This is a genomic window from [Brevibacterium] flavum, assembly GCF_019317305.1.
Lineage (GTDB): Bacteria > Actinomycetota > Actinomycetes > Mycobacteriales > Mycobacteriaceae > Corynebacterium > Corynebacterium glutamicum.
In genome coordinates, this window is the sequence record NZ_CP079240.1 from 865017 (window position 1) to 890049 (window position 25033).

The 25033-nt window shown below is 55.7% G+C and carries 19 protein-coding genes and 1 tRNA gene; 14 read left to right on the plus strand and 6 right to left on the minus strand.

The window, feature by feature from the left end; all coding sequences use genetic code 11:
* The first annotated feature begins 2 nt into the window (after positions 1–2).
* From KW808_RS04205 to KW808_RS04225, 5 genes are read left to right on the plus strand one after another with little or no spacing between them, the layout of a single operon-like run.
* A complete protein-coding gene (locus KW808_RS04205) occupies positions 3–3053 on the plus strand; it encodes an ATP-dependent helicase (RefSeq protein ID WP_003863541.1) in 3051 nt (1016 codons plus the stop codon).
* Positions 3046–6258 carry an ATP-dependent helicase gene (locus tag KW808_RS04210; protein ID WP_003863540.1) on the plus strand — a complete coding sequence of 1071 codons (3213 nt, stop codon included), beginning with the start codon at positions 3046–3048 and terminating at the stop codon, positions 6256–6258. The genes KW808_RS04205 and KW808_RS04210 overlap by 8 nt, the downstream gene beginning before the upstream one ends.
* Positions 6259–6297: 39 nt before the next feature.
* Complete coding sequence (locus tag KW808_RS04215; RefSeq protein WP_003863539.1) at positions 6298–7359, plus strand: potassium channel family protein; 1062 nt, start codon at positions 6298–6300, stop codon at positions 7357–7359.
* On the plus strand, positions 7356–8072 hold the full coding sequence (locus KW808_RS04220; RefSeq protein WP_003863538.1) for an NAD(+) diphosphatase: 717 nt from the start codon (positions 7356–7358) through the stop codon (positions 8070–8072). Before KW808_RS04215 ends, KW808_RS04220 begins: the two co-directional genes overlap by 4 nt.
* Before the next feature lie 14 nt (positions 8073–8086).
* Entirely contained in the window at positions 8087–10123 is a 2037-nt protein-coding gene (locus tag KW808_RS04225; RefSeq protein ID WP_003858137.1) for an ATP-dependent DNA helicase UvrD2, read from the plus strand.
* Here KW808_RS04225 and KW808_RS04230 read toward each other — a convergent pair.
* Positions 10120–10920, minus strand: coding sequence for a hypothetical protein (locus tag KW808_RS04230; protein WP_003863537.1), 801 nt, complete (start codon positions 10918–10920; stop codon positions 10120–10122). The two genes, KW808_RS04225 and KW808_RS04230, sit on opposite strands and share 4 nt — an antisense overlap.
* A 125-nt stretch (positions 10921–11045) precedes the next feature.
* Here KW808_RS04230 and KW808_RS04235 point away from each other — a divergent pair, with 125 nt between their 5' ends.
* Positions 11046–11534, plus strand: a complete 489-nt coding sequence (locus KW808_RS04235; RefSeq protein ID WP_003858134.1) for a M48 family metallopeptidase — start codon at positions 11046–11048, stop codon at positions 11532–11534.
* 4 nt (positions 11535–11538) lie between these two features.
* Here KW808_RS04235 and KW808_RS04240 read toward each other — a convergent pair whose 3' ends face one another.
* Complete coding sequence (locus tag KW808_RS04240) at positions 11539–12966, minus strand: zinc-dependent metalloprotease (RefSeq protein WP_003858132.1); 1428 nt, start codon at positions 12964–12966, stop codon at positions 11539–11541.
* A gap of 85 nt (positions 12967–13051) precedes the next feature.
* On the opposite strand from KW808_RS04240, the gene KW808_RS04245 reads away from it, so the two are divergent.
* Positions 13052–14104: a YlbL family protein gene (locus KW808_RS04245; protein WP_003863534.1), complete on the plus strand. Its 1053-nt coding sequence runs from the start codon at positions 13052–13054 to the stop codon at positions 14102–14104.
* Here the strand turns inward: KW808_RS04245 and KW808_RS04250 are convergent.
* Complete coding sequence (locus tag KW808_RS04250; RefSeq protein ID WP_011265619.1) at positions 14101–14778, minus strand: hypothetical protein; 678 nt, start codon at positions 14776–14778, stop codon at positions 14101–14103. The genes KW808_RS04245 and KW808_RS04250 overlap by 4 nt on opposite strands.
* Positions 14779–14854: 76 nt before the next feature.
* A complete protein-coding gene (locus KW808_RS04255) occupies positions 14855–15379 on the minus strand; it encodes a PPA1309 family protein (protein ID WP_003863531.1) in 525 nt (174 codons plus the stop codon).
* Between the two features lie 98 nt (positions 15380–15477).
* Here KW808_RS04255 and KW808_RS04260 point away from each other — a divergent pair, with 98 nt between their 5' ends.
* Positions 15478–18435, plus strand: a complete 2958-nt coding sequence (locus KW808_RS04260; protein WP_003863529.1) for a UPF0182 family protein — start codon at positions 15478–15480, stop codon at positions 18433–18435.
* Between the two features lie 50 nt (positions 18436–18485).
* Here the strand turns inward: KW808_RS04260 and pdxR are convergent, their stop codons facing one another.
* Positions 18486–19847, minus strand: coding sequence for a MocR-like pyridoxine biosynthesis transcription factor PdxR (gene pdxR, locus KW808_RS04265; RefSeq protein ID WP_003863528.1), 1362 nt, complete (start codon positions 19845–19847; stop codon positions 18486–18488).
* Between the two features lie 89 nt (positions 19848–19936).
* On the opposite strand from pdxR, the gene pdxS reads away from it, so the two are divergent.
* From pdxS to KW808_RS04280, 3 genes are all read left to right on the plus strand, one after another.
* On the plus strand, positions 19937–20836 hold the full coding sequence (gene pdxS / locus KW808_RS04270; protein ID WP_003858119.1) for a pyridoxal 5'-phosphate synthase lyase subunit PdxS: 900 nt from the start codon (positions 19937–19939) through the stop codon (positions 20834–20836).
* The gene (pdxT, locus tag KW808_RS04275) at positions 20833–21435 is read left to right on the plus strand and encodes a pyridoxal 5'-phosphate synthase glutaminase subunit PdxT (RefSeq protein ID WP_034983601.1); all 603 of its coding nucleotides are present in this window, start codon (positions 20833–20835) and stop codon (positions 21433–21435) included. Before pdxS ends, pdxT begins: the two co-directional genes overlap by 4 nt.
* Positions 21436–21528: 93 nt before the next feature.
* A tRNA-Met gene (locus KW808_RS04280) sits at positions 21529–21602 on the plus strand.
* A 51-nt stretch (positions 21603–21653) separates the two neighbouring features.
* Here the strand turns inward: KW808_RS04280 and KW808_RS04285 are convergent.
* Positions 21654–22019: an SdpI family protein gene (locus KW808_RS04285; RefSeq protein ID WP_034983603.1), complete on the minus strand. Its 366-nt coding sequence runs from the start codon at positions 22017–22019 to the stop codon at positions 21654–21656.
* Positions 22020–22499: 480 nt separating this feature from the next.
* Here KW808_RS04285 and KW808_RS04290 point away from each other — a divergent pair, with 480 nt between their 5' ends.
* From KW808_RS04290 to KW808_RS04300, 3 genes are all read left to right on the plus strand, one after another.
* The gene (locus tag KW808_RS04290; protein ID WP_230622906.1) at positions 22500–23498 is read left to right on the plus strand and encodes a S1 family peptidase; all 999 of its coding nucleotides are present in this window, start codon (positions 22500–22502) and stop codon (positions 23496–23498) included.
* A gap of 290 nt (positions 23499–23788) precedes the next feature.
* Positions 23789–24139, plus strand: coding sequence for a hypothetical protein (locus KW808_RS04295; RefSeq protein WP_230471471.1), 351 nt, complete (start codon positions 23789–23791; stop codon positions 24137–24139).
* Between the two features lie 262 nt (positions 24140–24401).
* A complete protein-coding gene (locus KW808_RS04300; RefSeq protein WP_003863518.1) occupies positions 24402–24833 on the plus strand; it encodes a hypothetical protein in 432 nt (143 codons plus the stop codon).
* Positions 24834–25033 lie beyond the last annotated feature (200 nt).

The window sequence follows — 25033 nt, forward strand, 5'->3', positions numbered from 1 at the left end:
GTATGTCGGAATATAAACCACCCATTCCATCGGATCCACAAGTTCGGCTGATTAAGCCAACATCCAAGCTTCGTCCTCGTTCGTGGGAGGGCGAAGTTTCGCATTTAGTTAAACAAGGCACCGGTTTGTGGCGGGTGACTGGTGAGGCGGGCTCGGGGGTGAGCTCCGCTGTTGTCGATACTGTCCTTGAACGCATTCGCCAAGGGTGGGAGCCGTCGTCGATGTTGGTTGTCGCCACGTCGAAAGAGGCGGCGAGTCGCTTGAGGCAAGAGATCTCGGAATCCGTAGCCCAGATGGATTATGTGTCGGAGGGGCCGTTGGTGCGATCGGTGCACTCGGTGGCTTTCGCGCTGGTTCGTGATGCGTCGGATGATGATGTGCGGTTGATTACGGGCGCTGAGCAAGATGCGGTGATTCGGGAGTTGCTGCGTGGTCATGCTGATGATGGTCGGGGTGGGTGGCCGCAGGAGCAGCGTGAGGGTTTGCGGATGGTGGGGTTCGCTAGGCAGTTGCGTGACTTTTTGCTTCGTGTGGTGGAGCGTGGTGTGGGCCCTGATGAGTTGGTGGAATTGGGGGAGCGATTTGAGCGCGCCAATTGGGTTGCTGCGGGTGAGTTCCTTCGTGAGTACAAGCAGGTGATGAAGCTGTCGGGGGCGCATAGTTTTTCTGCGTCTGAGTTGGTGACTGAAGCGCTGCGTGGTCCTGAGCCGTCGGTGAAGTATCGCGGTGTGTTTATTGATGATGCGCAGCATTTGGATCCGAAGTCGGCGGAACTTGTGTCGCGGTTTTTTCCTGAGGCGGAATTGGCTGTGGTGGCGGGTGATCCGCAGCAGTCGGTGTTTAGGTTCCGTGGTGCGAATCCGGATTTTCTCACCAAGTTGAGTGTGGATCACGAGGTGGTGTTGAAGGGGAGGAGGAAAGCGTCGACAAGCATTGTCGTGGCAGAGACCGAGTCGGCGCATGCGGACCTGCTTGCTGACACGGTGCGGCGCGCGCATCTCATTGATGGGCGCAGCTGGTCGGAGATCGCTGTTATCGTGCGCTCGGCCGGCATGATTGCGCCGATTCGGCGCACCCTGCTGGCCGCCGGCGTGCCCGTGCACATCAGCCCGACTGATGTGGTGCTCGCCGAACAACGCATCGTTGCCGCAATGATTCTCGGGCTGCGCGCGCTGACGGAATCGCTCAACGCCATCGAGTTGGAGGATCTTCTCCTAGGACCGATCGGTGGCGCCGATCCGGTGACTCTGCGTCGTTTGCTGCGCGGGTTGCGGCAGGCGGAGATGAAGATGGGTGGGCAGAGGCGAGCGATCGAGGTTCTCAGAAGCCTGCTCGAAGAGTCGGATGCGGAGATGTTGGGCTTTTTGACCGATCGTGAGCTGAATTTGCTCGAGCGGGTGCGATCTGTGTTGGAAGCGGGTCGTGAAGCGCTCGCGGAACACGGCAGTATCGAAGAGGTGTTGTGGGCGCTGTGGTCGGCGACCGATCTGTCGAACTCGTTGTCCGCGATCAGCCTCCGAGGCGGCGCATCGGGGTCCCAGGCCGATCGCGATTTGGATGCGATGATGGCGCTTTTCGACGCCGCCGGCGACTACGTGGAGCGCTACCCGTCAGCGGGCGTGCGGAGTTTCATTCTGCATATTTCTGAGCAGGAACTTCCGACCGGCATGCGTGAGCGACGCGGCGCGATCCCGGAGGCCGTCGAGGTGCTGACGGCGCACGCGACGACGGGTCGTGAGTGGAAGCGCGTGATCGTTGCTGAGGTGCAGGAGGGCAGTTGGCCGTCGCTCGGTGAAACTGGCACGCTGCTTGGTCAGGAAGAGTTCGTCGATTTGGTGGATGAGGGTATTGATCCCGATATCATCATTTCCCGATCCGCCGAACGACTGGCGGAGGAACGCCGACTGTTCTACCTCGCCACCACCAGATCCACCGAATCGCTCCTGGTTACCGCTGTGAATTCCCCCGACTCCGACGAAGTCCGCGAACCCTCCCGGTTTTTGGAATTGCTGAGTCAACCGATCGTTGTTCTCGAGGGGGAGGAAGCTTCGGCGATCGCGGAACCTGAGGAGATTGGGCATCGGTTGTTGTCGATTCCTGCGATGGTTGCTGAGTTGCGTCGTGTGGTGAATGATCCGCGGGATCCGCGTCGGAAGCAGGCTGCGAGGCAGTTGTCGAGGCTTGCGGAGGCGGGGATTCCGGGTGCGAATCCTGCCGAGTGGACGAATCTGCGCACTCCGTCGACTGATGAGGAGTTGATCAAGGGGGCGGTGTCGTTGTCGCCGTCGCGGATTGAGCAGTTGTTGAATTGTCCGCTGCGCGCTGTGTTGGATCGTTTGGACAGTGAGGAGGAAACGCCGATCGCGATGCTCAAGGGCACCTTGGTGCACGCGTTTGCGGAGGCGGTCGCCGGTGGCGTCGATGCGGCGCTCGCCGAAGAGAAGGTGACCAGCGCCTACATGCAGCTGGCGAACGTGCCGAGCTGGTCGCGCGAAAGCACCGAAATTGCTTTTCGACGCATCCTCTCACGTACCGATACCTGGCTGAAGACTTCTCGCGCCGATTTTACGGAAGTGGGAACGGAGATGGACGTATCGGTGACCATCGATGACTCCGTATCGATCCGTGGTCGCATGGACCGTTTGGAGCGAAACAAATCCGGCGAGTTGGTGGTTGTTGATTTCAAAACGGGCAAAACTCAAATCGCTGCAAAAGACATGGGCGATCACCCACAGTTGTTTGCGTATCAATTGGCGTTGTCGAAAGGCGTGCTGCATGGTGACAAAATCAGTGACCCCAATCCCGGCGAAACCCCCGATCCTGTAGGCGGCGGATTGCTTGTCTACCCAGCAACCGACACCAAGGCAGTCGGCCAGCGAATGCAGGATCCGAAAACTCAAGAAGATCTCGACGATTTCGCAGCGATGCTCCCCGGCTTGGCAGAACACCTCCGCGGCCCCAATCTGCTCGCCCGAGTAAATCCCACATGCTCGACGTGTCCCGTTCGAAGCCTGTGTCCAGTTCAACCCGAAGGACGTGTCATCCATGCCTAGGATTTCTCCTCGACTGCTCTCCCAATATTTGGGACAAGAGCATGCGCCAACTGATCAGCAATCTGCGATAATTGGATCCGAACCCGGCCCACTGTTGGTAGTGGCTGGTGCCGGCGCAGGAAAAACGGAGACGATGGCTGCACGAGTGGTGTGGTTGGTAGCGAACGGATTCGTCGCCCCAGATCAAGTGCTGGGTCTGACATTTACCAGGAAGGCGGCGCAACAGCTGTCGCAGCGCATCCGAAAGCGTTTGGAGACTCTTGCTGGTGTGCCTCGCCTGAAAGACATTGATCCCACCGGCCAGTTGGAGAAAAACCTTCAGGCGATCACCCCAACGGTATCCACCTATGACTCCTATGCGGGCACGTTGATTAGAGAATACGGATTGCTGCTTCCAGTAGAACCTTCCGCAAGGTTGATTACACAAACGGAGCTTTATCACATCGCTCGCAACGTGGTGAACAACTACGACGGTGAGCTCACCGCCACCCAAACGTCGGCCACTGTCACGGAATACCTCCTCAAGCTGGTATCCGAAATGGACAACCACATGGTTACCGCAGAGGTTATCCGTGAGGAGTCCGATCCGTTCATTAAGCTTTTCGACGAACTCCCCAAGGGCAAGGGCCAACGTGACAACCTGAACGCCGAAATGACGAAGTGGCGGGATACGCAGATCGCTCGCCTCCAGTACTTGCCCCTCGTGAAGGCTTTGAAAGAGGAACTGCACAATCAGGCGGTGGTGACGTTTGGTGAGCAGATGTCTAAGGCAGCTCATCTCGCATCGACGCATCCTCAGGTGGGCTATTCGCAGAGGCGACGGTTCCGCGTTGTCATGCTTGATGAGTATCAGGACACCAGCCACTCGCAGCGTGTGTTGTTGAGCAGTCTTTTCGGTGGCACCGATCCTGGTCTCACTGTTAATGCTGTGGGCGATCCAATGCAGGCGATTTATGGTTGGCGAGGTGCGACAGCGGCGAACTTGGAGAATTTCGTTGACGATTTCCCCGTCATCCATCTCGATGGAAAAACGAGAGCACCGAAAAACGAGTTGACCACAAGTTGGCGAAACCCACCAGAAGTCCTCACCCTTGCCAACGCAGTTTCGCGGGAGGTGCTTGGGTCGCCCGATGCGCCGACTCGGACGGTGCAGCCGCTGCAGCCTCGGGAAGGCGCACCGACCGGTGAAGTGTCGCTCGGATGGTTTGGTACGGCGGCGCAGGAACGTGAGTTTGTGGCTGATGAGATGGTGAAGCATTGGAATGCGCGGGAGGAGAAGGGCACATTCACTGCTGCGGTGTTGGTGCGTAAGAAGCGTCATTCGGCACCGATGGCGGAGGAGCTGACCAAGCGTGGCATCCCCGTGGAGATCGTCGGACTGTCTGGTTTGTTGGATATCCCTGAGATTGCCGATCTAATTTCTCTAGCAACTATGCTCGTGCGTCCTCAAGATAATCGGGCTGCGTTGCGTATTTTGGCGGGCCCGCATGTGGGTTTGGGTGTGGCGGATTTGCAGCGGTTGCAGGGTCGTGCGCGCAATATTGCGGGTCGTGTGTCTCGTGAGCGTCGAGAGAAGAACCCAGATCCATTAGCGGAGCTTGATGCGATTATTGAGGAAGCGACTGCGATTGAACCGGAAGCTGTGGTTGGTCTAGCTGATGCGGTTGCCGATTTGGGTGAGGGCGATCGTTTCAGCGAGGAGGGGTTGAGTCGTTTGAAGCGACTGGCCACTCAGTTGCGATATTTGCGTAAGTACAGCTTGGGTCGTTCGGTGGCGGACATTTTTGCCGATATTGAAACTGTGTTCAATATTCGCACGGAGGTGTTGTCGAGGCAGGATCCTCACGCCGATGGTGCTGCTGGAACGGTGCATTTGGATAAGTTCGCAGAAGAGGTCGCAAGTCACGGTGGCATTGGGCTGCCTGAGCTGTTGGACTATTTTGAGCTCGCGAAGGATCAGGAAGAGGGCCTTGAGCCGGGTGAGGTGACGGTTCGCAGCGATCGTGTGCAGATCCTTACTGTCCACAAGGCTAAGGGTTTGGAGTGGGATATCGTTTCGGTGTTGCATGCCGATGCGTCGACCTATGATGCGAAGGCTTCGACGTGGTTGAAAAATGTCACGATGATCCCGTCGTCGCTTCGTGGCGATGCCGGGACCGGCGCCCCAGAGATGGATACCTCTGAGGCGGACGATCGCAAAGCTCTGGAAGATTCCGGCAAGGAGTACACCAGTGAAGTGCGTGAGGGGTTACGGGAGGAAAATTCGCGACTGTTTTATGTCGGTATCACGCGCAGCGAACGGGTGTTGCTCGTGACGGGTTCGGCGCTTGATGAAAGTGGCACAAAGGCGAAAGTTCCCTACGGCCACTTGGAGATCCTTCGGGATAAAGCGCCGGAGTGCGTGGTGTCGTGGTGGGAAGGGGAAGAGGGGGACGTCGAAAAGCAAAAACCTGCGGAAGGCGTCTTCCCGCAACTGCTCACCGCTGACTCCTCCGGCGCGGATTTGGTGCGCGGCCCGCGCGCCGAGCCAAACAACGAGGGCGGGCTGGAAAGCTTGTGGGAAAAAGAGGTAAGCGCGCTTATCGACGAACACCGCCGCCTTTCCAACCCCAACGTCGAAGTCGAAACGCCCCGCGAACTCACGGCCACCGACCTCGTCTCTATGAAAAACAATCCCGAACAGTTCGCCCGACGAATGCGTCGCCCTGTCCCGTTCAAACCAAACACCTACGCAAAACGCGGCACACTGTTCCACCAATGGCTCGAAGATCGGTTTGGCAGCACCGCGCTTCTCGACGAAACCGAGCTCCCCGGCATCGACGAGGACTACTCGGATGACGCATTCATCGAACTCCGCGACGCGTTCCTAGGCTCTACTTGGGAAAACCGCACACCGGAATTCGTCGAGCATCCCTTCGAAGTAACGATCGGCGAACACGTCATCCGCGGCCGCATGGACGCTGTCTTCCACACCGATGGCACCTGGATGGTGGTCGACTGGAAAACCGGACGCACCCCAACCGGCCCCGAAATGGACGCAGCGATCATCCAGCTCGCTGTCTATAGACTCGCCTGGGCACGACTCAAAGGCCTCGAACCTGAAGAAGTCCGCGCAGCATTTCATTACGTCGCCCACGATCACACCTTTGAGCCGAACGATCTGCCGACTCAAGAAGAACTAGCCCGGCTGCTCAGTCAGGAATGATGCGCCTAAGATCAAACAAGAATGAAAGGACGGTGAACAATGGGCCGAATGAAAAACGATGGTGAACTCGCGGATCTGCCGGATCATGCACTTTTGAGCATTATTCGTATCCCCCAAGCTGCGAAAAGAAGCCCCTGGGCGCTGATTTTAACGCGCATCGGATACGCGATGGTGCTGCTGGTTATCGTCACCATGGTTGTCTATTTTGACCGCAACGGATACTCCGAAGACCTCACGTTCATCGACGCGTTGTACTATTCCACAGTCTCGTTGACCACCGTGGGCTACGGCGATATCACCCCGGTGACGCAATCGGCACGCCTAATCAACATCATCGTCCTCACACCAGCACGCATCGGCTTCCTGATCCTCCTGGTCGGCACCACCTTGTCAGTGCTCACCGAAGAATCACGCCGGGCCCTGCAAATCCAACGTTGGAGAAAACGCATGCGCAACCACACCGTCGTTGTCGGATACGGAACCAAAGGTCGCTCCGCGGTCGCTGCACTGCTTGCCGACGGCGTCCCCGCCAACCAGATCGTTGTTATCGACACCGACCAAGTCTCCCTCGATGCCGCCAACAACAGCGGACTCGTCACAGTCAAAGGCTCCGCCACAAAAGCAGATGTGTTGCGTCTAGCTGGCGTGTCACGAGCGCGCGCCGTCGTCGTGGCACCGAACCTGGACGATACTGCAGTTCTGGTGACTCTATCGGTGCGAGAAATCGCGCCGCAGGCAATGATTGTGGCCAGTGTCCGAGAATCTGAAAACCAACACCTCCTCGAACAATCCGGTGCGGACTCAGTAGTGATCTCCTCAGAAACCGCTGGCCGAATGCTTGGTCTGGCAACAGTTACCCCATCGGTTGTGGAGATGATGGAAGACCTCCTCTCACCCGACGAAGGATTCTCCGTTGCCGAACGACTAGTCGGTGAGGATGAAATCGGCTCCAACCCACGACACCTCGCTGACATCGTCCTCGGTGTTGTTCGATCCGGTGAGCTCTACCGCATCGACTCCCCAGAAGCAGAAACAGTAGAGCCCGGCGATCGTCTCCTTTACGTTCGCCGAGTATTTAGCGAGGAGGTAAATGACAAATGAGAATTCTTCCCATCGGCCCCAACGATGAAATCGCCGTCAACGGATCAATCGTCTTTCTATCCGAGCGCGACGGAGACATCGTATCGGTCGGCCCCGACCTCGGCACGGTGCGAGTTACCCTTGAAGAGATCGAAAGTTTAGGTACGCCGACGGCACCCCGCGATCTGGGTTCTCGGGAAGTCGACGCATGCGTATCGTTGCTCCGCAACCGCGAGTTAGTGCGATTCGATCCCCACGATGGCAGTGAATTAACCTATCGGGAACATAGCGTTGCTTACGGTGCGAGTGGCAAGCCATTGTTTCCCCGATTGGATCCAGCGGTGATCGGCATTGTGGAGCTGCGAGGTGAGGATCGTTTGCTTCTGGGCATGAATGCGCAGAAACGCCAACGCTATTCATTAATCGCAGGTTATGTTTCGCATGGTGAGTCGCTGGAAGACGCATTCACCAGAGAAGTGTTCGAGGAAGCGGCGCGCCGGGTATCTGAGATTTCCTATGTGTCGTCTCAACCATGGCCGATCTCTGGTTCGCTGATGCTGGGTATGAAGGGCTTCACGGAAGATGAGTTGCCTCAAGGCGAAACTGATGGTGAATTAGCGGAGACAATCTGGGCTTCGCCACTAGACATTATCGATCGTAAGATTCCGATCGCCCCACCCGGATCGATTGCCTACGACATGATCAACGCCTGGGCGCGAGATAAACAAAACTAAGGGAGCTTTTTACAGTGATCAATTTGCAGGACCTCGACGAGGATCAACGCATCGCTGCTTCTGCGCCTCGCGGACCAGTGTGCATTCTCGCCGGAGCCGGCACGGGTAAAACTCGAACGATTACTTATCGCATCGCGCATCTGATTGATCAGGGTTTTGTGAGCCCGAATCGTGTTCTTGCTGTGACGTTTACATCCCGCGCGGCAGGGGAGATGCGTCATCGCTTGAATCTCATGGGGATCGGTGGCGTGCAGGCAAGGACATTCCACGCAGCAGCGAGGAAGCAGTTGTTGTATTTTTGGCCTCAGGTGGCGGGTAATCTGCCGTGGCGCCTGTTGGATAATAAGTTTCAACTTGTGGGTCGTGCGGTTCGTGGTGCGCGGTTGGAATCGCAGACTGAAAAAGTTCGCGATATTTTGGGTGAAATTGAGTGGGCGAAGGCGTCGTTGATTACACCTGAGCAGTATCCGGATCGTTTGGGTACGAGGACCCCTCCGGCACCCGCGGAGAAAATCGCTGAGGTGTATCAGCGATACGAAAACATGAAGGCAACCCCTGAGGGGATGTTGCTTGATTTCGACGATCTGTTGCTTCACACCGCCGGCGCGTTGGAGAATTCCCCGGCGGTGGCGGAGGAGTTCCGCCAGCAGTATCGCAGCTTTGTGGTCGATGAGTATCAGGATGTGACGCCTCTGCAGCAGCGGGTGCTCGATGCGTGGCTCGGCGATCGCGATGACCTGACGGTTGTCGGCGATGCGAACCAGACGATTTATTCGTTCACGGGGGCAACACCTGAATATTTGCTTAATTTCTCGAGGAAATATCCGGAGGCAACCGTCGTCAAGCTGCAGCGCGACTACCGCTCAACGCCGCAAGTCACCGCGCTGGCCAATACCGTCATCGGCCAGGCGCGGGGGCGCGTTGCTGGCACGCGCCTAGAGCTTCAGGGAATGCGGATCGCCGGGCCGGAGCCCGAATTTTCGGCTTTCGACGACGAACCCACCGAAGCCCGCGAAGTTGCGGGCCGCATTTTGACGCTGCTTAAAAACGGCGTCCAGGCCTCAGAAATCGCCGTTTTGTACCGCATCAACGCGCAGTCGGCGGTTTTCGAGCAAGCGCTTGCCGACGCCGGCATCGTATATCAGGTACGCGGCGGCGAAGGCTTTTTCACCCGCCCAGAAATTCGCCAAGCCCTGAGTCAACTGATCCGCACTTCCCAACGCGACGTCGATGAAAGCGATCTGGTGCGTCTGACGCAACGCACACTCGTGCCACTTGGGTTGAGTTCGGAAGAGCCCAGCGGTGCCCAAGAGCGGGAACGCTGGCAATCGCTCAACGCTTTAGTCGATCTGGTGAAAGACCTTGTTAAAGCCACACCAGATTTGGATCTCACAGGCTTGCTGCTGAAACTTCGGGAACGCCAAGAGGCGAAGCATCCGCCGACCGTCGAAGGTGTCACCTTGGCATCGCTACACGCGGCGAAAGGCCTCGAATGGGATGCGGTGTTTCTTGTCGGACTTGTCGATTCCACGTTACCGATCAGCCACGCCATTAAATCTGGCGATGAAGCAATCGAAGAGGAACGTCGCCTGTTCTATGTCGGTGTGACCCGTGCCCGCGAACACCTCCACTGCAGTTGGGCACTCGCGAGGCAAGAAGGCGGACGGAAATCGAGAAAGCGGAGTCGATTCCTCGATGGCATAGTCGTGGAGATGGCCTCCGAATCGGGCACACCTCGCAGCAATCGTCCGAAAAACTGCCGAGTGTGCGGATCGGTTCTTTCAAGCCCTGCCGAAAAAGCTGTCGGTCGGTGTGCGAGTTGCCCAATCCAAGCGGATGAACGAGTCTTCGAACAGCTGCGAACGTGGCGCAATGACACCGCGAAGCGCGAAAACAAAGCGGCGTACATGGTGTTCAGCAATGCAACGTTGATGGCGATCGCTGAAATGAACCCCACCAACGAAAACGAATTGCTCAGCGTGCCGGGTGTGGGGCCGATGAAGATCGAGAACTATGGCGATGACGTGCTCGCGATTTTGGGAGCACTTTAGGAACCTAAACTCCAACACATCGGACATTTTGGATGCACAGGGAGGGTGCGTACCGAGTTTGTTCGATCGTGGGGGTTTACTTCCTCCACAACGCCGGGCAACCATGTATCGGCAGTGACCCAGGCGACGAGTCGGGCAGCCGTCGCCATCTCCGTGACGGGATCAGGAAAGGTGGGACCGTTGGGTTGCTGATTGATAATCGAGAGCCAATGCGGATCGATATCGCAGCGATGCAGATCCACACACATCAAACACGGCCCCGATCGTGATCTCCGGCCCGGGCCGATGATGCCACGATTATCGACGATCGCGGCGCACAGATACGTCGGCGCATATTTGTGAAGCAGCGGGGATAAACGTTGGGAATGTGCGAGCTTGTTGAGAACCAAAATGTGGCTGGAGGGAAGCTCGAAAAACTCTCGAGGCGACTCATCGATGATCTGGGGTCTGGGAACAAAGCCGGAGGTTTCCAAAAGGAAGGAGGTGACGTCGACAAGCGAACCGTCCCCGAACAGCAACACCTGCGCCGCCACCGATTCGCGGACCACACCGAATTCTAAAAGGTCCTCGAGCAAACTGCTCGCAGCGGTGGGTGCGAGGCCTGCAGTCGTGAGGTCGGCGATGACATCAACGATCGGTCGGGCGGTCCGCAGATTCCGCAGCACCGGGACGACTCGCGACGACAGCGATGGATCGATATTTAAGACGCCAGCGCGGGTGGCGTCGATGCCGAATTGAATCGCAGAATCCGGGCGGATCAGAACTTGGGCAGAGTTGGCTAAAGCGATGTGTGTCATCTGAAAAATTTCCCCCAAAACTTAATCGACACAGTTACTTCATCTGGCCTTATTTCATCACAGTTACTTCATCTGGCCTTATTTCATCACAGTTACAATCATCTGTCATGCAGGAAAAGCCAGAGATGCCAGCGATTGAGGTCATCCGTTCAGCGAAACGCACCAAAACTGTTCAAGCTCGAATTGTGGACGGGCAAATCCAGGTGCGCATCCCTGCGAGGATGTCTAAAGCGGAGGAAGAAAAAGCGGTGGGGGAGATCGTCGCAAAGCTAAAGCGACGCACCCGATCGGCCGTCTCAAGCGACGCCGACCTGATTGAGCGCGCCCATAAGTTGAACAAGACTGTGTTGGAGGGGCGGGCGCGGGTGGAAAGTATTCGGTGGGTGAGTAATCAGAAGGGGCGGTGGGGGTCGTGCACGGTGGCGACTGCGGAGATTCGGATTTCGGATCGTTTAAAGCATGTGCCGGATTATGTGTTGGATGCGGTGTTGGTGCATGAGCTGACGCATACGTTTATTGCGGGGCATTCGGCGGAGTTTTGGGAGTGGGCAGACAAAACGCCCCTGGCCGAGAGGGCCAAGGGCTATTTGGAGGCGTATCAGCGGTGGGGCTGAAGGTTTAGTTCTTGTCGGAGGTTCCTTCAGAACCGTCGTCCTCGGAATCATCTTCGGAATCGTTTTTCTTCTCCGCCTCTTCCGCAAGCAGTTTTTCCAGGGCGGTGATTTCTGCGATGGGGTCGAAGTCTTCGCCGTCGGATTCGCCGAGGAGTGCGTCGATGAATTCGGCTGGTTTGTCGATATCTTCGGCGGTTGGGAGGAAGTCGGGGTGGTTCCAGACTGCGTCGCGGCGTTCTACCCCTACTGCGTTTTCGACTCGGCGCCACAGTTCAGCTGCTTCAGAGACCTTCGGTGCGCCGAGCTCAATGCCGACTACCTGGGAGAATGCTTGTTCTGCGGATCCGCCGGTTGCGCGGCGGCGCTTCCAGGCTTCGTTCATGGCGTCGGTGGATGGGATGCGTTCGCTCAGGGCTTGGGTAACTACGATGTCGACCCAGCCTTCGACGAGTGCGAGGAGAGTTTCCAGGCGGGATACTGCGTTGGCGTTGCGGGATCCGATGCGTGGGGACAGGTCCATACCTTGGAGTTCGTTCATCATTTCCTGGAGGCGTTCAGGATCTGGGTTGTCCATTTGGAAGTTGCCCATGGCCTCTTGGATGTGTGAGGTGTCGATTTCTAGGCCGACGGCGTATTCCTCAACGGAGGAAACGAGGCGCTCGACAAGCCACGGCACGTGCTTGAAGAGGCGTTGGCGGGCGGCTTCGCGGGCACAGATGTAAACGAGCATTTCTTGCGGTGCCACGTTGAGGCCCTTGGATGCTTCGGCGATGTTGCCGGGCAGGACGGCAGAGACGCCGACTGGGGAGATAGGCAAACCGAAGTCAGAGCCGGTGAGGGTCTGCTTTGCGAGGTCGCCCAGCGCATTTCCTAATTGAACTCCGAAGTTCATCGAAGACATGGAGTTCATCAAAGAAGACATCGGGCCCATCATCTCGCGGGCTTCTTCAGGGAGGTTTTCTAATTGGGCTTTGTTCATTTGCTCCGCAACAGGGGAGACAAGACGCTTCCACACAGGCAGGGTGTTTTCTAACCAGTTTTCTGGATTCCACGCTTCGACGCGGTGCCCGGAAGTGGGGAGCTGGGTGGCGTTATCGAGCCAGAGTTCAGCAAGGCGAAGGGACTCTTCGACTGCTTCCTTCTCAGAATCCTTCACCGGCGCTACGCGACCAATCTGCTGGCGGGCGATGCGTGCCGCTAAATCATAATTAACCGGGCCTGCTGCTTCGGGGGAGTTCATCGAATCTCCCATTCCGGACAGCATCTGGCCGAACTGGTTTAAAATATCGCCTAATCCGCCGGGGCCACCAGCGCCACCTTGTCCTCCGAATCCGAAGTTGCCACCGAAAAGGCCGAATGGGTCGTTGTTGCGGTTTTTGTCATCGTCGTCATCGTTGTTGCCAAAAGAGAAACCAAAGCCATTAGAGTTCATATTTACCAATCTACAAGGCAACTATTTCCTATTGCTACGATCCGAACAACGCTGTAAGCGAACACAGGTTGTAGGGTGGATATTCGTGAATCGCCGAATCAAGACTCTGACGTGGGGTGCTATCCCTTTGGTGCTGCTGGCATCGTTGGTAAGCATTGACCATATTCCGGGAACAAACATCAACTTGAGCGTGCCTTATGCCGCTGAAGGCCCAGGACCGACGATCGATACACTTGGTCAGGTCGACGGCGAGGATGTTGTGTCCATCAGTGGCGCTGATCTGGATGAGACCGAAGGTAACCTGAACATGACCACTGTGTCGGTTCGTTCCGGCATGACATTGTCGCAGGTAATTTCCCGATGGCTGTTTACCAATGACACAATCGTTCCCATCGAGCAGGTTTTCCCTCCCGGCCAATCCACTGAGGAAGTCGAAGAATCCAACCGCACCGCGTTCATCTCTTCGGAGTCTTCCGCAACGATCGCCGCGATGAATTACCTCAACATTCCCGTCGAAGTTGAAGTTGCAGAAGTCCTCACCGACAGCGCCGCAACCGGAATTTTCGAACCCGGCGACAAACTTCTCAGCATCGACGGCACCGCAATCTCCACTCCCGGCGATGCACAAACCATCGTGCGATCGAAAGCTCCCGGCGATGAGATCACGATTTCCTACGAGAGAAACGATGCGGAATCTCAAGCAACCATCACTTTGAGGGAACACCCGGATGATTCTTCGGTGGCGTTGTTGGGTATTTCAATGTTGTCGGTGCCTTCGAGCGCGATTGAGGTTGATTACAACTTGGAAGATATCGGTGGTCCGAGCGCTGGCATGATGTTTTCGTTGGCGGTCGTCGATAAGCTTTCGCCTGGCGCGCTGAATGGTGGCAAGTTTGTCGCTGGCACTGGCACCATCGCGGAGGACGGGTCGGTGGGCCCGATTGGCGGTATTGCGCACAAGGTGCGCGCTGCGGAGGACGCGGGCGCGGAAGTGTTTTTGAGCCCTGCGGACAATTGTGCGGAGGCGATGAGTGCGAAGCCTCAGGATATGACGATCTTGAAGGTGGATTCGTTGTCTCAGGCAATCGATCAGATGGCTGCCTACAACGAGGGCTCTGATTTCCAGACGTGTGGCTAGTTTTTAGACGCTGAGGTTTCTTCCGAGGACTCTTCAGTGTCCTTCGGTGTCGACAGCCCAAGTTCGTAGATGCGTTCCTCCGGATCGATTTTGTCGGACGACACCATTTGCTGCAGCACTAGGCCTTGGTCATTATCAACGACCGTGATAATCGACATCGTGCCAATCGTGGTCCAGCCCACAACCTTGGATCCGGAATCCTCAACCACGCGTGAGCTGCGCAGTTCCGTGAGCAGCTGCGTCGTGCTCGTGGCCTTCGACGCATTGTCAAAGAATTGGAATTGGCCAACTTCCGGCCCGTTGCACGCGAAGGAATCCTCGACCCCTGACGGGTCGCAGGTTTCGAATTGCTCAAAAAGCTCGACGGGCGCGAGCGAGGAGAAAGCTTTATAGGCGACTTCAACGTCCTTGGTCATACGAGGTTTGCTTGTCGACGTCTCCCCACTCTCTTTCGTCGACGTTTCGGCAGTGCTTGACTCTGTCGTTTCAATTACTGAAGACGAAGCAGTGGTAGCAGGAGTTGTCGTTGCTTCCGTTGTTGTCGCAGGAGTTGTTTCTGCCGTGGATTCAGTGGAAGTTTCGGTGGATCCGCCGCCCGTACATGCAGCTAAAAGAGGAATGAGCGCCACTAATCCCAGTGCAACGCGGACATGCTTGTGCGGGGTGGACGCCACAGTGTGAACTCCTCAAATAAATTGTGGGCGGGGTTAACTTAATTTATCCTAGCGAACCTGGACGAAAAGTCAGTTTTTAGATTTCGTCTGGGTCCGCTTCGAGGGTGTAGCGCAGTGCTGCGATTACACCCGGTGCAACCCCTGGACCACCGCGCAGTTCGATTTCATCTTCAGCAAACGGTCCGCGTTCTGCCAATTCCTCTTCGGTGGGGCGAAGCTGCAGAAGGGTGAGTTCTGCTTCGCCGCGCAAAACGCCGGAAAAAAGACGAGCGGGTCGTGGCTCTGAGCCTGCAACGGCAGCATCGGTGAACATAATTTCCTGAGCCAACACCGCGCCGGCAATCTCTGCTGGCCACGCCAAACGGGACACATAGTCACCTAACGCTTCGGAACCTGGCAGCAAGTTGTCAGGGAGGTTGTCCTGCACCACGAGGGTCAGTGGGGAATCGTCAGCTGTCTCATCAAGGGTATCTACCAGCATTTCAGTGGGAACCAATGCGAACAAGGTAGGGCCGGCGTCCCAACCTTCGGCGTGGATAAACTCGACGGCTTCGAGCATCGCTTTATTCAGTGCTTGGGGACTAAAAATGGAATCGTTCATAATTTTTTCCTTTTGTGAACTACTTGTTGGCCTTTATAGGTGATTAAACCGTAGAGTGGGGGAGAAACGCATAATCACGTACATATAAGGATATTGTCTTGTCGACTGGTCTCACACCTCCTCCCCAACCGATCAAGCGACCTCCCAAGGCGGTGACATGGATCTTCGCCATTATCGCGTTGATCATCCTCATCGCCCCAATGAGCGTTGGCTTCTACACCGACTGGCTTTGGTTCGGTGAAGTCGATTTCCGAGGCGTTTTCAGCAAGGTTATCGTCACTCGCATTGTTCTCTTTGTGATCTTTGCGCTAATTGCCGGGTTTGTCACATGGCTTGCTGGTTACTTTGTGACGAAACTTCGACCTGATGAGATGTCGGCTTTTGATACGCAATCTCCTGTGTATCAGTACCGTCAGATGATCGAAAACAGCCTTCGTCGCGTCATGGTGATCATTCCGGCGTTTATCGCGCTGCTAGCAGGTCTGATTGGTCAGCGTTCTTGGCGCACTGTTCAGATGTGGATGAATGGCCAAAGCTTCGGTGTTTCTGATCAGCAGTTCGGCCATGATTATGGCTTCTACGCGTTTGATCTTCCGATGCTTCGCCTTGTCGCTGATTCCCTGTCGATGATTTTGATCGTTGCTTTCCTGATCGCACTTGTTGGTCATTACCTCATGGGTGGCATTCGCGCTGGAAACCAGATGACAGGACAGAAGTCCTTTGTCTCCCGTGGTGCACGCACACAGCTTGCGGTCACTGCTGGTCTGTGGATGCTCGTTAAGGTCGCTGGCTACTGGCTTGATCGCTATGACCTGTTGACTAAGGAAAACTCCACCTTCACAGGTGCAAGCTACACCGATATCAACGCGCAGCTGCCAGCGAAGATCATTCTGTTGGTTATCGCTTTGTTTGTTGCGATCGCTTTCTTCTCCGCGATCTTCCTCAAGGATCTCCGCATCCCGGGCCTCGCCGTAGTTCTGATGCTGCTGAGCTCTGTGATCATTGGTGCTGCTTGGCCTTTGATGCTGGAGCGTTTCTCTGTGCAGCCAAACCGTGCAGAAAAAGAAGCCGAGTACATTTCTCGAAACATTGAATCGACACGCTATGCCTATGGCATCACTGATGACGATGTCACCTACGAGGAAAACTGGGGAGCAGGGGAGACCACTAATGAAGAGGTCGCTGCTGATTCTGCGACGATTTCTAACATTCGTCTGCTGGATCCACAGATCCTGTCACCAACCTTCACCCAGCAACAGCAGCTGCGAAACTTCTACGGTTTCCCAGACCAGCTGGCGATGGACCGCTTTGAAGTAGATGGCGAACTCCGCGACTTCGTTGTGGCAGCACGTGAGCTTGATCCAAACGCCCTGCAGCAAAACCAGCAGGACTGGATTAACCGTCACACTGTTTATACCCACGGCAACGGCTTCATTGCAGCTCAAGCAAACCAGGTGGATGAGGTCGCCCGCGACGTCGGATCCACTCGTGGTGGTTACCCTGTCTACACCGTCTCTGATTTGCAGTCGAATGCTCGTGCTGCAGAAAGCGAAGATGCTGAACAGCTTGGCATCAAGGTCGACGAGCCTCGTGTGTACTACGGACCACTGATCGCTTCTGCGACTGATGGTGCTGACTATGCAATTGTCGGTGACACCGGCGACGGCCCAGTCGAGTACGACACTGACACCTCCAGCTACACCTACGAAGGTGCTGGCGGCGTGGACATTGGAAACATGGTCAACCGTGCGATGTTTGCATTGCGCTACCAGGAAATGAACATGCTCCTGTCCGATCGTGTTGGTTCCGAATCCAAGATTCTCTTTGAGCGCGATCCTCGTTCCCGTGTGGAAAAGGTTGCACCTTGGTTGACCACTGACTCCAAGACCTACCCAACTGTGATTGATGGTCGTATCAAGTGGATCGTCGATGGTTACACCACCTTGGATAGTCTTCCTTACTCCACTCGCACCTCACTGACAGAAGCGACTCAGGATGCTGTCATGCCTGACGGCACCCCACAGCCGCTGATCACCGATAAGGTCGGTTACATCCGCAACTCCGTGAAGGCTGTTGTTGATGCATACGACGGAACTGTTGAACTCTACGAATTCGACACCGAAGATCCTGTTCTGAAGGCATGGCGTGGCGTGTTCCCAGACACCGTGAAGGACGAGTCGGAGATTTCCGATGAGCTTCGCGCACACCTGCGTTACCCAGAAGATCTGTTCAAGGTCCAGCGTGACATGCTGTCCAAGTACCATGTTGATGATTCTGGAACATTCTTCACCAACGATGCGTTCTGGTCTGTCCCAGGTGACCCAACTGCAGCGGAGGGCCGCCAGGAACTCAAGCAGCCTCCTTACTACGTGGTGGCAGCAGACCCAGAAACCGGTGAGTCCAGCTTCCAGCTGATCACTCCGTTCCGTGGTCTCCAGCGCGAGTACCTCTCTGCACATATGTCTGCGTCTTCTGACCCAAATACCTATGGTGAAATCACCGTTCGCGTTCTGCCTACCGATTCTGTGACCCAGGGTCCAAAGCAGGCTCAGGATGCGATGATGTCATCTGACCAGGTCGCTCAGGACCAGACACTGTGGCGTGGATCGAATGATCTGCACAACGGTAACCTGTTGACCTTGCCAGTCGGTGGCGGAGAGATCCTCTACGTTGAGCCGATTTACTCGCAGCGTAAGGATCAGGCGTCGGCCTTCCCGAAGCTTCTGCGCGTGCTGGTCTTCTACAAGGGTCAGGTTGGTTATGCACCAACGATCGCTGAAGCCCTATCACAGGTCGGTATTGATCCGAAGGCAGCGCAGGACATCGAAGAGGTAGATGGCACCACTACTACGCCATCGACTGATGAGACGGACACTGACACTGATCAGCCTGCAACCGAAACCCCAACTGCACCGGTGAGTGAGGCGGAAGGAATCGCGGCTATCAACGATGCGTTGAGCAACCTTGAAGCTGCTCGCGATGGTTCTTTCGAAGAGTATGGTCGTGCACTCGATGCGCTTGATCGTGCCGTCGATAGCTACCAGTCCGCACAGTAGCGTTTGAGTAAACAGCCCGAGAGGATCGTTCCTCTCGGGCTGTTTTTTCTTTAGCCCAGAGACACCGCATCGCTGATCTCAGCAAGCACCCATCTAAGGGTGTCTTCGTCGTGGGAGCCGAAGCCGAAAACGATGCCGTTGTCTGCGCCGGTGCCGCCCCAGTAGTGGGAGAGTGCGGTGACGTTGAGGCCACGGGAGGCCAGTGTAGAGACGACGAGCTCTTGGGGTTTGTCGCACAGAAGTACAGCGTGGAGACCGCCGTTGATGGGGCGAAGCTGTGTATTCGGGAGGTCACCGAGGGTGTCTTGGACGATGGAGCGGCGGTGTCGGTAAAGGCGCCGCAAACGTTGGGTGCGGCGTCGTAAAGCACCCGATGCGAGGTAGGAAGCGAGCGCGTGTTGGGTGATGGCGCCGACTGGCTGGCCGAGAATCCCGCGAAGCGTGGCGAGCACGCGCGCCTGGGGCGTCGGCGCGATGAGGTATCCGCAGGCGACTTGTGGTGTGATCACGGAGGAAAACGTGCCGAGCAGAATCGTGCGATCGGGCGCCAGCGCACGCAGCGGCGGAAGCGGCATACCAACGTAGCGCAGCTCAGAATCGAAGTCGTCTTCAATAAGCAACGCATCGTTTGCCTCAGCCCACGCGACTAGCGCGGTGCGGCGATCGGCGGGCAGCGAGCCGCCGTAGGGATATTGATGGCTAGGGGTTACCAGTAGCGCGTTGAGGTCGTGAGGCAGCGCGCGGGGTACGAGGCCGGATTCGTCGGTCGGCACATCGATCGTCTCATGGCCAAGCACCTGCGGGATGCGGCGCAGGCTGGGGTAGCCGGGCGATTCAACGCCGATGCGGGCAGGCGCATCCATGGTGCGCAGCAGCAGACTCAGCCCCTCACGCGCACCGGCGGTGACGATGATCTGCTCAGGCTCGACCATGAGGCCACGCATCTGGCGCAGGTGGTCGGCGATCTCGATCCGCAGCCTCAAAAGTCCCTGATCAGGGGAGTTCGTGGGTGGATTGGCGCAGGCTTCGCGCCACGCAGCGCGCCATGCGGAATCGGCGAGCGTCGCGGTATCAGGCACGCCGGGGCTCAGGTTGAGCAGCGGGGGCGGGACGCTTCTCGACGTCTCCTTCTTCTCAATTTCCACCGGCTTCAACAAATGCAGATCTGGGTTGATCGTTGTCCCGGAACCGCGGGCGGTGCTGAGGTAGCCTTCACCGGCCAATTGGTCATAAGCGGTCACCACACTGCCGCGGGATACCCCCAACTGGGTGGATAGCGAGCGACTGCTGGGAAGCGGGTCTCCTGGGGTGAGAATTCCCCTCGCCACGAGACGACGGATCTGTTCTGTGAGCTGCGTGGGGATGGATGTTGGTTCGTGTGGGTTTAAGGCGATGGGAAGGTCGGCAAGCATGGCTTCATCGTCCTCAAAAAAGTGGTCTAATGCAAGTGGCTGAAAGTGGATCTACCGCTAGTCCACTTTGTGGCGTTGGATCATCTGTCATGACCGAAACTCAAGAAACTTACCAAGCAACCACTCGTGTGAAGCGCGGCCTTGCCGACATGCTCAAGGGTGGTGTGATCATGGATGTGGTCACCCCTGAACAAGCGCGCATCGCCGAAGATGCAGGTGCCAGCGCAGTTATGGCACTCGAGCGCGTTCCCGCCGATATCCGTTCTCAGGGCGGCGTTGCTCGCATGAGTGATCCTGACCTGATCGAAGGAATCGTCAATGCGGTCTCCATCCCGGTCATGGCGAAAGCTCGCATCGGTCACTTCGTGGAAGCTCAGGTTCTGGAAGCTCTCGGTGTTGATTTCATCGACGAGTCCGAAGTTCTCAGCCCTGCCGACTACACGCACCACATCAACAAGTGGAAGTTCGACGTTCCTTTCGTCTGTGGCGCGACCAACCTCGGCGAAGCTTTGCGACGCATCACCGAAGGTGCTGCAATGATCCGTTCCAAGGGTGAAGCCGGCACCGGCGATGTCTCTGAAGCTGTCCGTCACCTGCGCACCATCCGCGGCGACATCAACCGCCTGCGCTCCCTGGATGAGGATGAACTCTTCGTCGCCGCCAAGGAATTCCAGGCACCATACGACCTGGTCCGCGAAGTCGCCTCCACCGGCAAGCTCCCTGTGGTCACCTTCGTTGCAGGTGGCGTCGCAACCCCTGCCGACGCTGCACTCGTGCGCCAAATGGGCGCCGAAGGCGTCTTTGTCGGCTCCGGCATCTTCAAATCCGGCAATCCAGCCGCCCGCGCCGCAGCGATCGTCAAGGCTGCAACGCTTTTCGACGACCCCTCCGTCATCGCCGACGTATCCCGCGGCCTCGGTGAAGCCATGGTGGGCATCAACGTATCCGACGTCCCAGCACCACACCGACTCGCCGAGCGCGGCTGGTGATCGTTGGAGTTTTAGCTCTCCAGGGCGGGGTGGAAGAACACCTCACCGCCTTGGAAGCTCTCGGAGCGACGACCCGAAAAGTACGTGTGCCAAAGGACCTTGATGGTCTCGAAGGCATCGTCATCCCCGGCGGGGAATCCACCGTGTTGGACAAACTGGCTCGGACATTCGACGTGGCAGAACCTTTAGCGAATCTCATTCGCGACGGCCTACCCGTTTTCGCTACCTGCGCTGGCCTGATCTATCTAGCGAAACACCTCGACAACCCAGCAAGGGGACAACAAACCTTGGCGGTAGTGGACGTGGTGGTGCGTCGAAACGCATTTGGCACCCAACGCGAATCCTTCGACACCACAGTGGATGTTTCCTTCGATGGTGTGACATTCCCCGGAGTGCAGGCCTCGTTTATTCGAGCCCCCATCGTCACCGCTTTCGGTCCTACGGTAGAAGCGATCGCTGTTCTCAACAGTGGGGAAGTGGTCGGTGTGCGCCAAGGTAACATCATCGCGCTCTCTTTCCACCCAGAGGAAACCGGCGATTATCGCATCCATCAAGCGTGGCTGGGCCTGGTTAGAAAACGCACTGAACTGGCGATTTGATGTTTGCAGTAGCGCTCTGTATAGTTTCTACTCGTTGCACAGAGCGTGAAAGCAATCATTGCAATAGATTAGATGGTTTCACAATCATCGCGTCGCGGGGTGGAGCAGCTCGGTAGCTCGCTGGGCTCATAACCCAGAGGTCGTAGGTTCGAATCCTGCCCCCGCTACTAAGTAAAAATCCTCTCAACTTCAGTTGAGAGGATTTTTTGCATTCCTATCTATATGGCCGATCGGGCAGCTTGATTGGCGACTCTGGCGGCTAAGAGTAGGGTGGCAACCTCGCACAGCATTCCGGCCAGGCCAGTGAGAATGCCCCAGGGGTTACCGAGAGCTAGTTCGGTAACAATTGCGATGGGGATCGTTATAGCTGCGACCCATCCAGTTTTATAAACAAGTGGCAGTGCAGCGGAGTGTCCCTTTTTCCAAGCAGCGTCGGAAGCTTGAGTATGGCGGGTGCGAATTCCTGCCGAGCCATGGCGATCCAATTTCCCCTGTGCGGCCATGCGCGTTGTAGAAGTGTAGACGACTGCTATAAGGACTACCGAAAATAGCATCAGTACAACACTGCCTAGACTTGAATCCATGAGGAGTCCTTCTCATTGTTTTCTTGAGGATAACACGTGTGGGAATACATATCTTGGTGTTGCGGTGCAGGCGGAGGAGCTAATCTGCTTCTGAATGTGGACATGACACCAATAAATCATTACCCCTAAATGGGGGATTATGAGAAATGGGGCTACTTTGGCATTTCGAGGCGGGCGTGTATCTAAAAGATGGAGTTTCCCCAGTTCAAAAGCCTTAATGTATGAAAATATTCGGTATTTCACAGCCCTTTCCTAACGTAGCCTTTGAGCGTATTTCGGAAAATGAAGTGAAATTTCTCCCAGTCAGAATTACCTAGGTCACACTTCGAATTTTAGCAAGCAAAAGTTACCTAGAGCGTGGCATTATGTAGTGCATTGCCCTTTTGCTGTTATGAAAGTGAACTAAAGATATCTATGCGCAGACCGGTCTCACGCCGCGCCATTTTTGCAACATCTGTTTTGGTTGCGGGGGTGAGCATCATGTCACCTTCGGCCAACGCAGCTGAGGCTCCGGCATCGGAATGGGTGAATACGACAGCGATCGTAGATCAAGCGAATGCTCAGTTGTCGCAGTTTGGCGTGAGTCTTGACCGAAGTGCAGCAGAACTTTTTGATGATCAGGCAAACTCCCAAATTGATGCAGCGCTTTCACCGTATGCCGATAAGGTTCCAACCTCTGGCGGCCAGGTAGTCGAGCAAAGTCTTCAGGTTGTGGAGCAGGAAGTTCAAAAGGCACTGCCCAACTATGAAATTCGTACCGATCTGCAATCCCAGGTGATGGGTGCAACTCTAGGAGAGGTGCTGCACCGAGTTCCTGGATCATGGTTTGATGCGCCAGCAGTTCCTGAAGAATCCAGGATTGTAGAGGAACAGGGTAAATCCCTGTATGGGCCCGGTACCCCGATCTATCTCAACGGAAATTCCATGTGCACGCTTGCGGTGACTGGAACTGATGCAGATGGGCGCAAGATCGGTATCACTGCAGGTCACTGTGGAAAATCGGGCGATGCAGTCCGTTCGGCTGACTCCTTCTGGGTCGGCGATACCGGAACAGTGGTGTACAACGCGCCTAACGCTGACTACTCCGTGATCGAGTTCGGTTCCAATGCAGAGTTGAGCAATACCTACAACGGTGTCACCGCGAATGCTGTCGGCGGTGGCGTGACTAATGGCCAAGAAGTATGCAAAAACGGAGTTGCTACTGGCTACACCTGTGGTTTGGTGTGGACTGCTGATGAGCGCATGACGATGTCTCAGGTGTGTGCGGGTCGTGGTGATTCGGGTGCTCCGCTGATTGCAGATGGTCGTGTGGTTGGTCTTGTATCTGGTGGTGTAATTCCTGATTACAACCTGGCATGCACCACTCCGTTGCAGGGACCTTTCTTCATGCCAACGCTGTCAGTGAACATGGATACTGTCCTAACTGATTTGGATTCGCAGGATCTTCCCGGTCGAGGTTTTCAGCCAACTGCTGGATAGAATTTAGAAAATCCGCCGTTCCACACAAGGAACGGCGGATTTTTTGATGACTAAGTGAGTTTGGATGCGGAAGATTTGGGCTATTTCCATAAATCGAACCAGGTGACCGAGAGTTAGAAGCCTGGAGAGGACGGTTCGCTTGGAATCTTTCCCCTTGTTCGAGGGTCCTGCCTTTTATCTGGGTGGTGGAGTTATGAAAAACTTGCGTATTAGACCAAGAGCCGCTTTTTTCGGGGAGTCTTTGGTCTCCATTGACTCTGTGTCGGAGCCGAAAAAAGAGCTTGGATCGCTTGTTTAAATCTAAGCTTCGTTTAGTTCTTGCCGGGCACTTTTTGAACGCGGATCCATCGGCGATGGCTTCAATTTTCGATGTGGATTTTGAATCTGGTGTTATTAGTTCCGTCATTAGGGCACGTGAGCTTACGTTGGATGACTTCTCTTTGGGCTGTGTTACGCCTTTGGTTGCTTTTGTGGGTTGGGAGTTTCCTCAAGGGGTTGAGCCGTGTTTACCGGTGAAGGTTGAGCAGTCGATCATTTATCCGCGTACTAGTGAGGGGGTAGGTGCTTCTCAAGGTGAAGGGATGGGTGATGCTGATTTTGAAGGGTTCTCTGGTGCGTGGTGTGCTGGTCTGGAGCTCTAGCTGGCTCTGAAGCTGGGTGCTCGTGTGACATGTCAGATGGGGTATTCGCTGGAAGGTCTCACTCGTATGGTCAGCCCTCGATGTCTTTACGGTCTGCGCTTCGGCAAATGGTAATTGATCGATCTGCTGCTAAAGAGATTTTCGGTAGAGGGTCTTTTGGAAGAGCTCAGCCGTATTTCGGTCAGTCAGCAACTAACTACGCTTATCTTCCGTGTACGATAGACCGTAGTTAACATAAGGAATGGAATAGGAGAATTGCGGCATGTATTCCGACAAGCTGATTCTCTTGTTCCTTTCTGAGCAGGATTCAAGCTATGAATGCTGCGTAGGTTTATTAGATGGCTCAGATGGACTTGATTATATTGAAAAGCTTCTGAAGGGTAGGAAGCTGAAGAACCATTTTCTTGAATGGGAAAATATTAACAAGGCTGATGTTGCTCGTGAAGAAATATATAAAGGGCAATTGGTGCATCTGGTGTTTGTGACGGCTCTTTCCACGCCTGGTGAAATTTCTTTTGTTTTTCCAGGTCAATCTCTTATGAGTGCAACACTCGAAGAAGACTTTGCTGCGCTTGTGCTTGAAGAGGAGCGCACATCATTTAGACCTGAACTGTCTCACCTGTGGTCACTCCCCGTAGGGTGGGTAGCTCCGGGGCTTGAGGGTTTCGTGGAGCGTAATTCCAAGGCAGCTTGAACCACCGCTTTCTGAGCCGGAAACCTCACGCGATAATGGCATCGAAAGACAATTGATTCATGCTGAATTCAGAGATCTACAACCTGTTGCGATAGTCCATCTCACGATGTGCCTAGTGTATGAGCTAATAAAGCTTAGACCTCTCTGCATCCCTGATAGCACTTTCGTAGTTATCAGATGCTATTTTGAGCTAGAAGTGG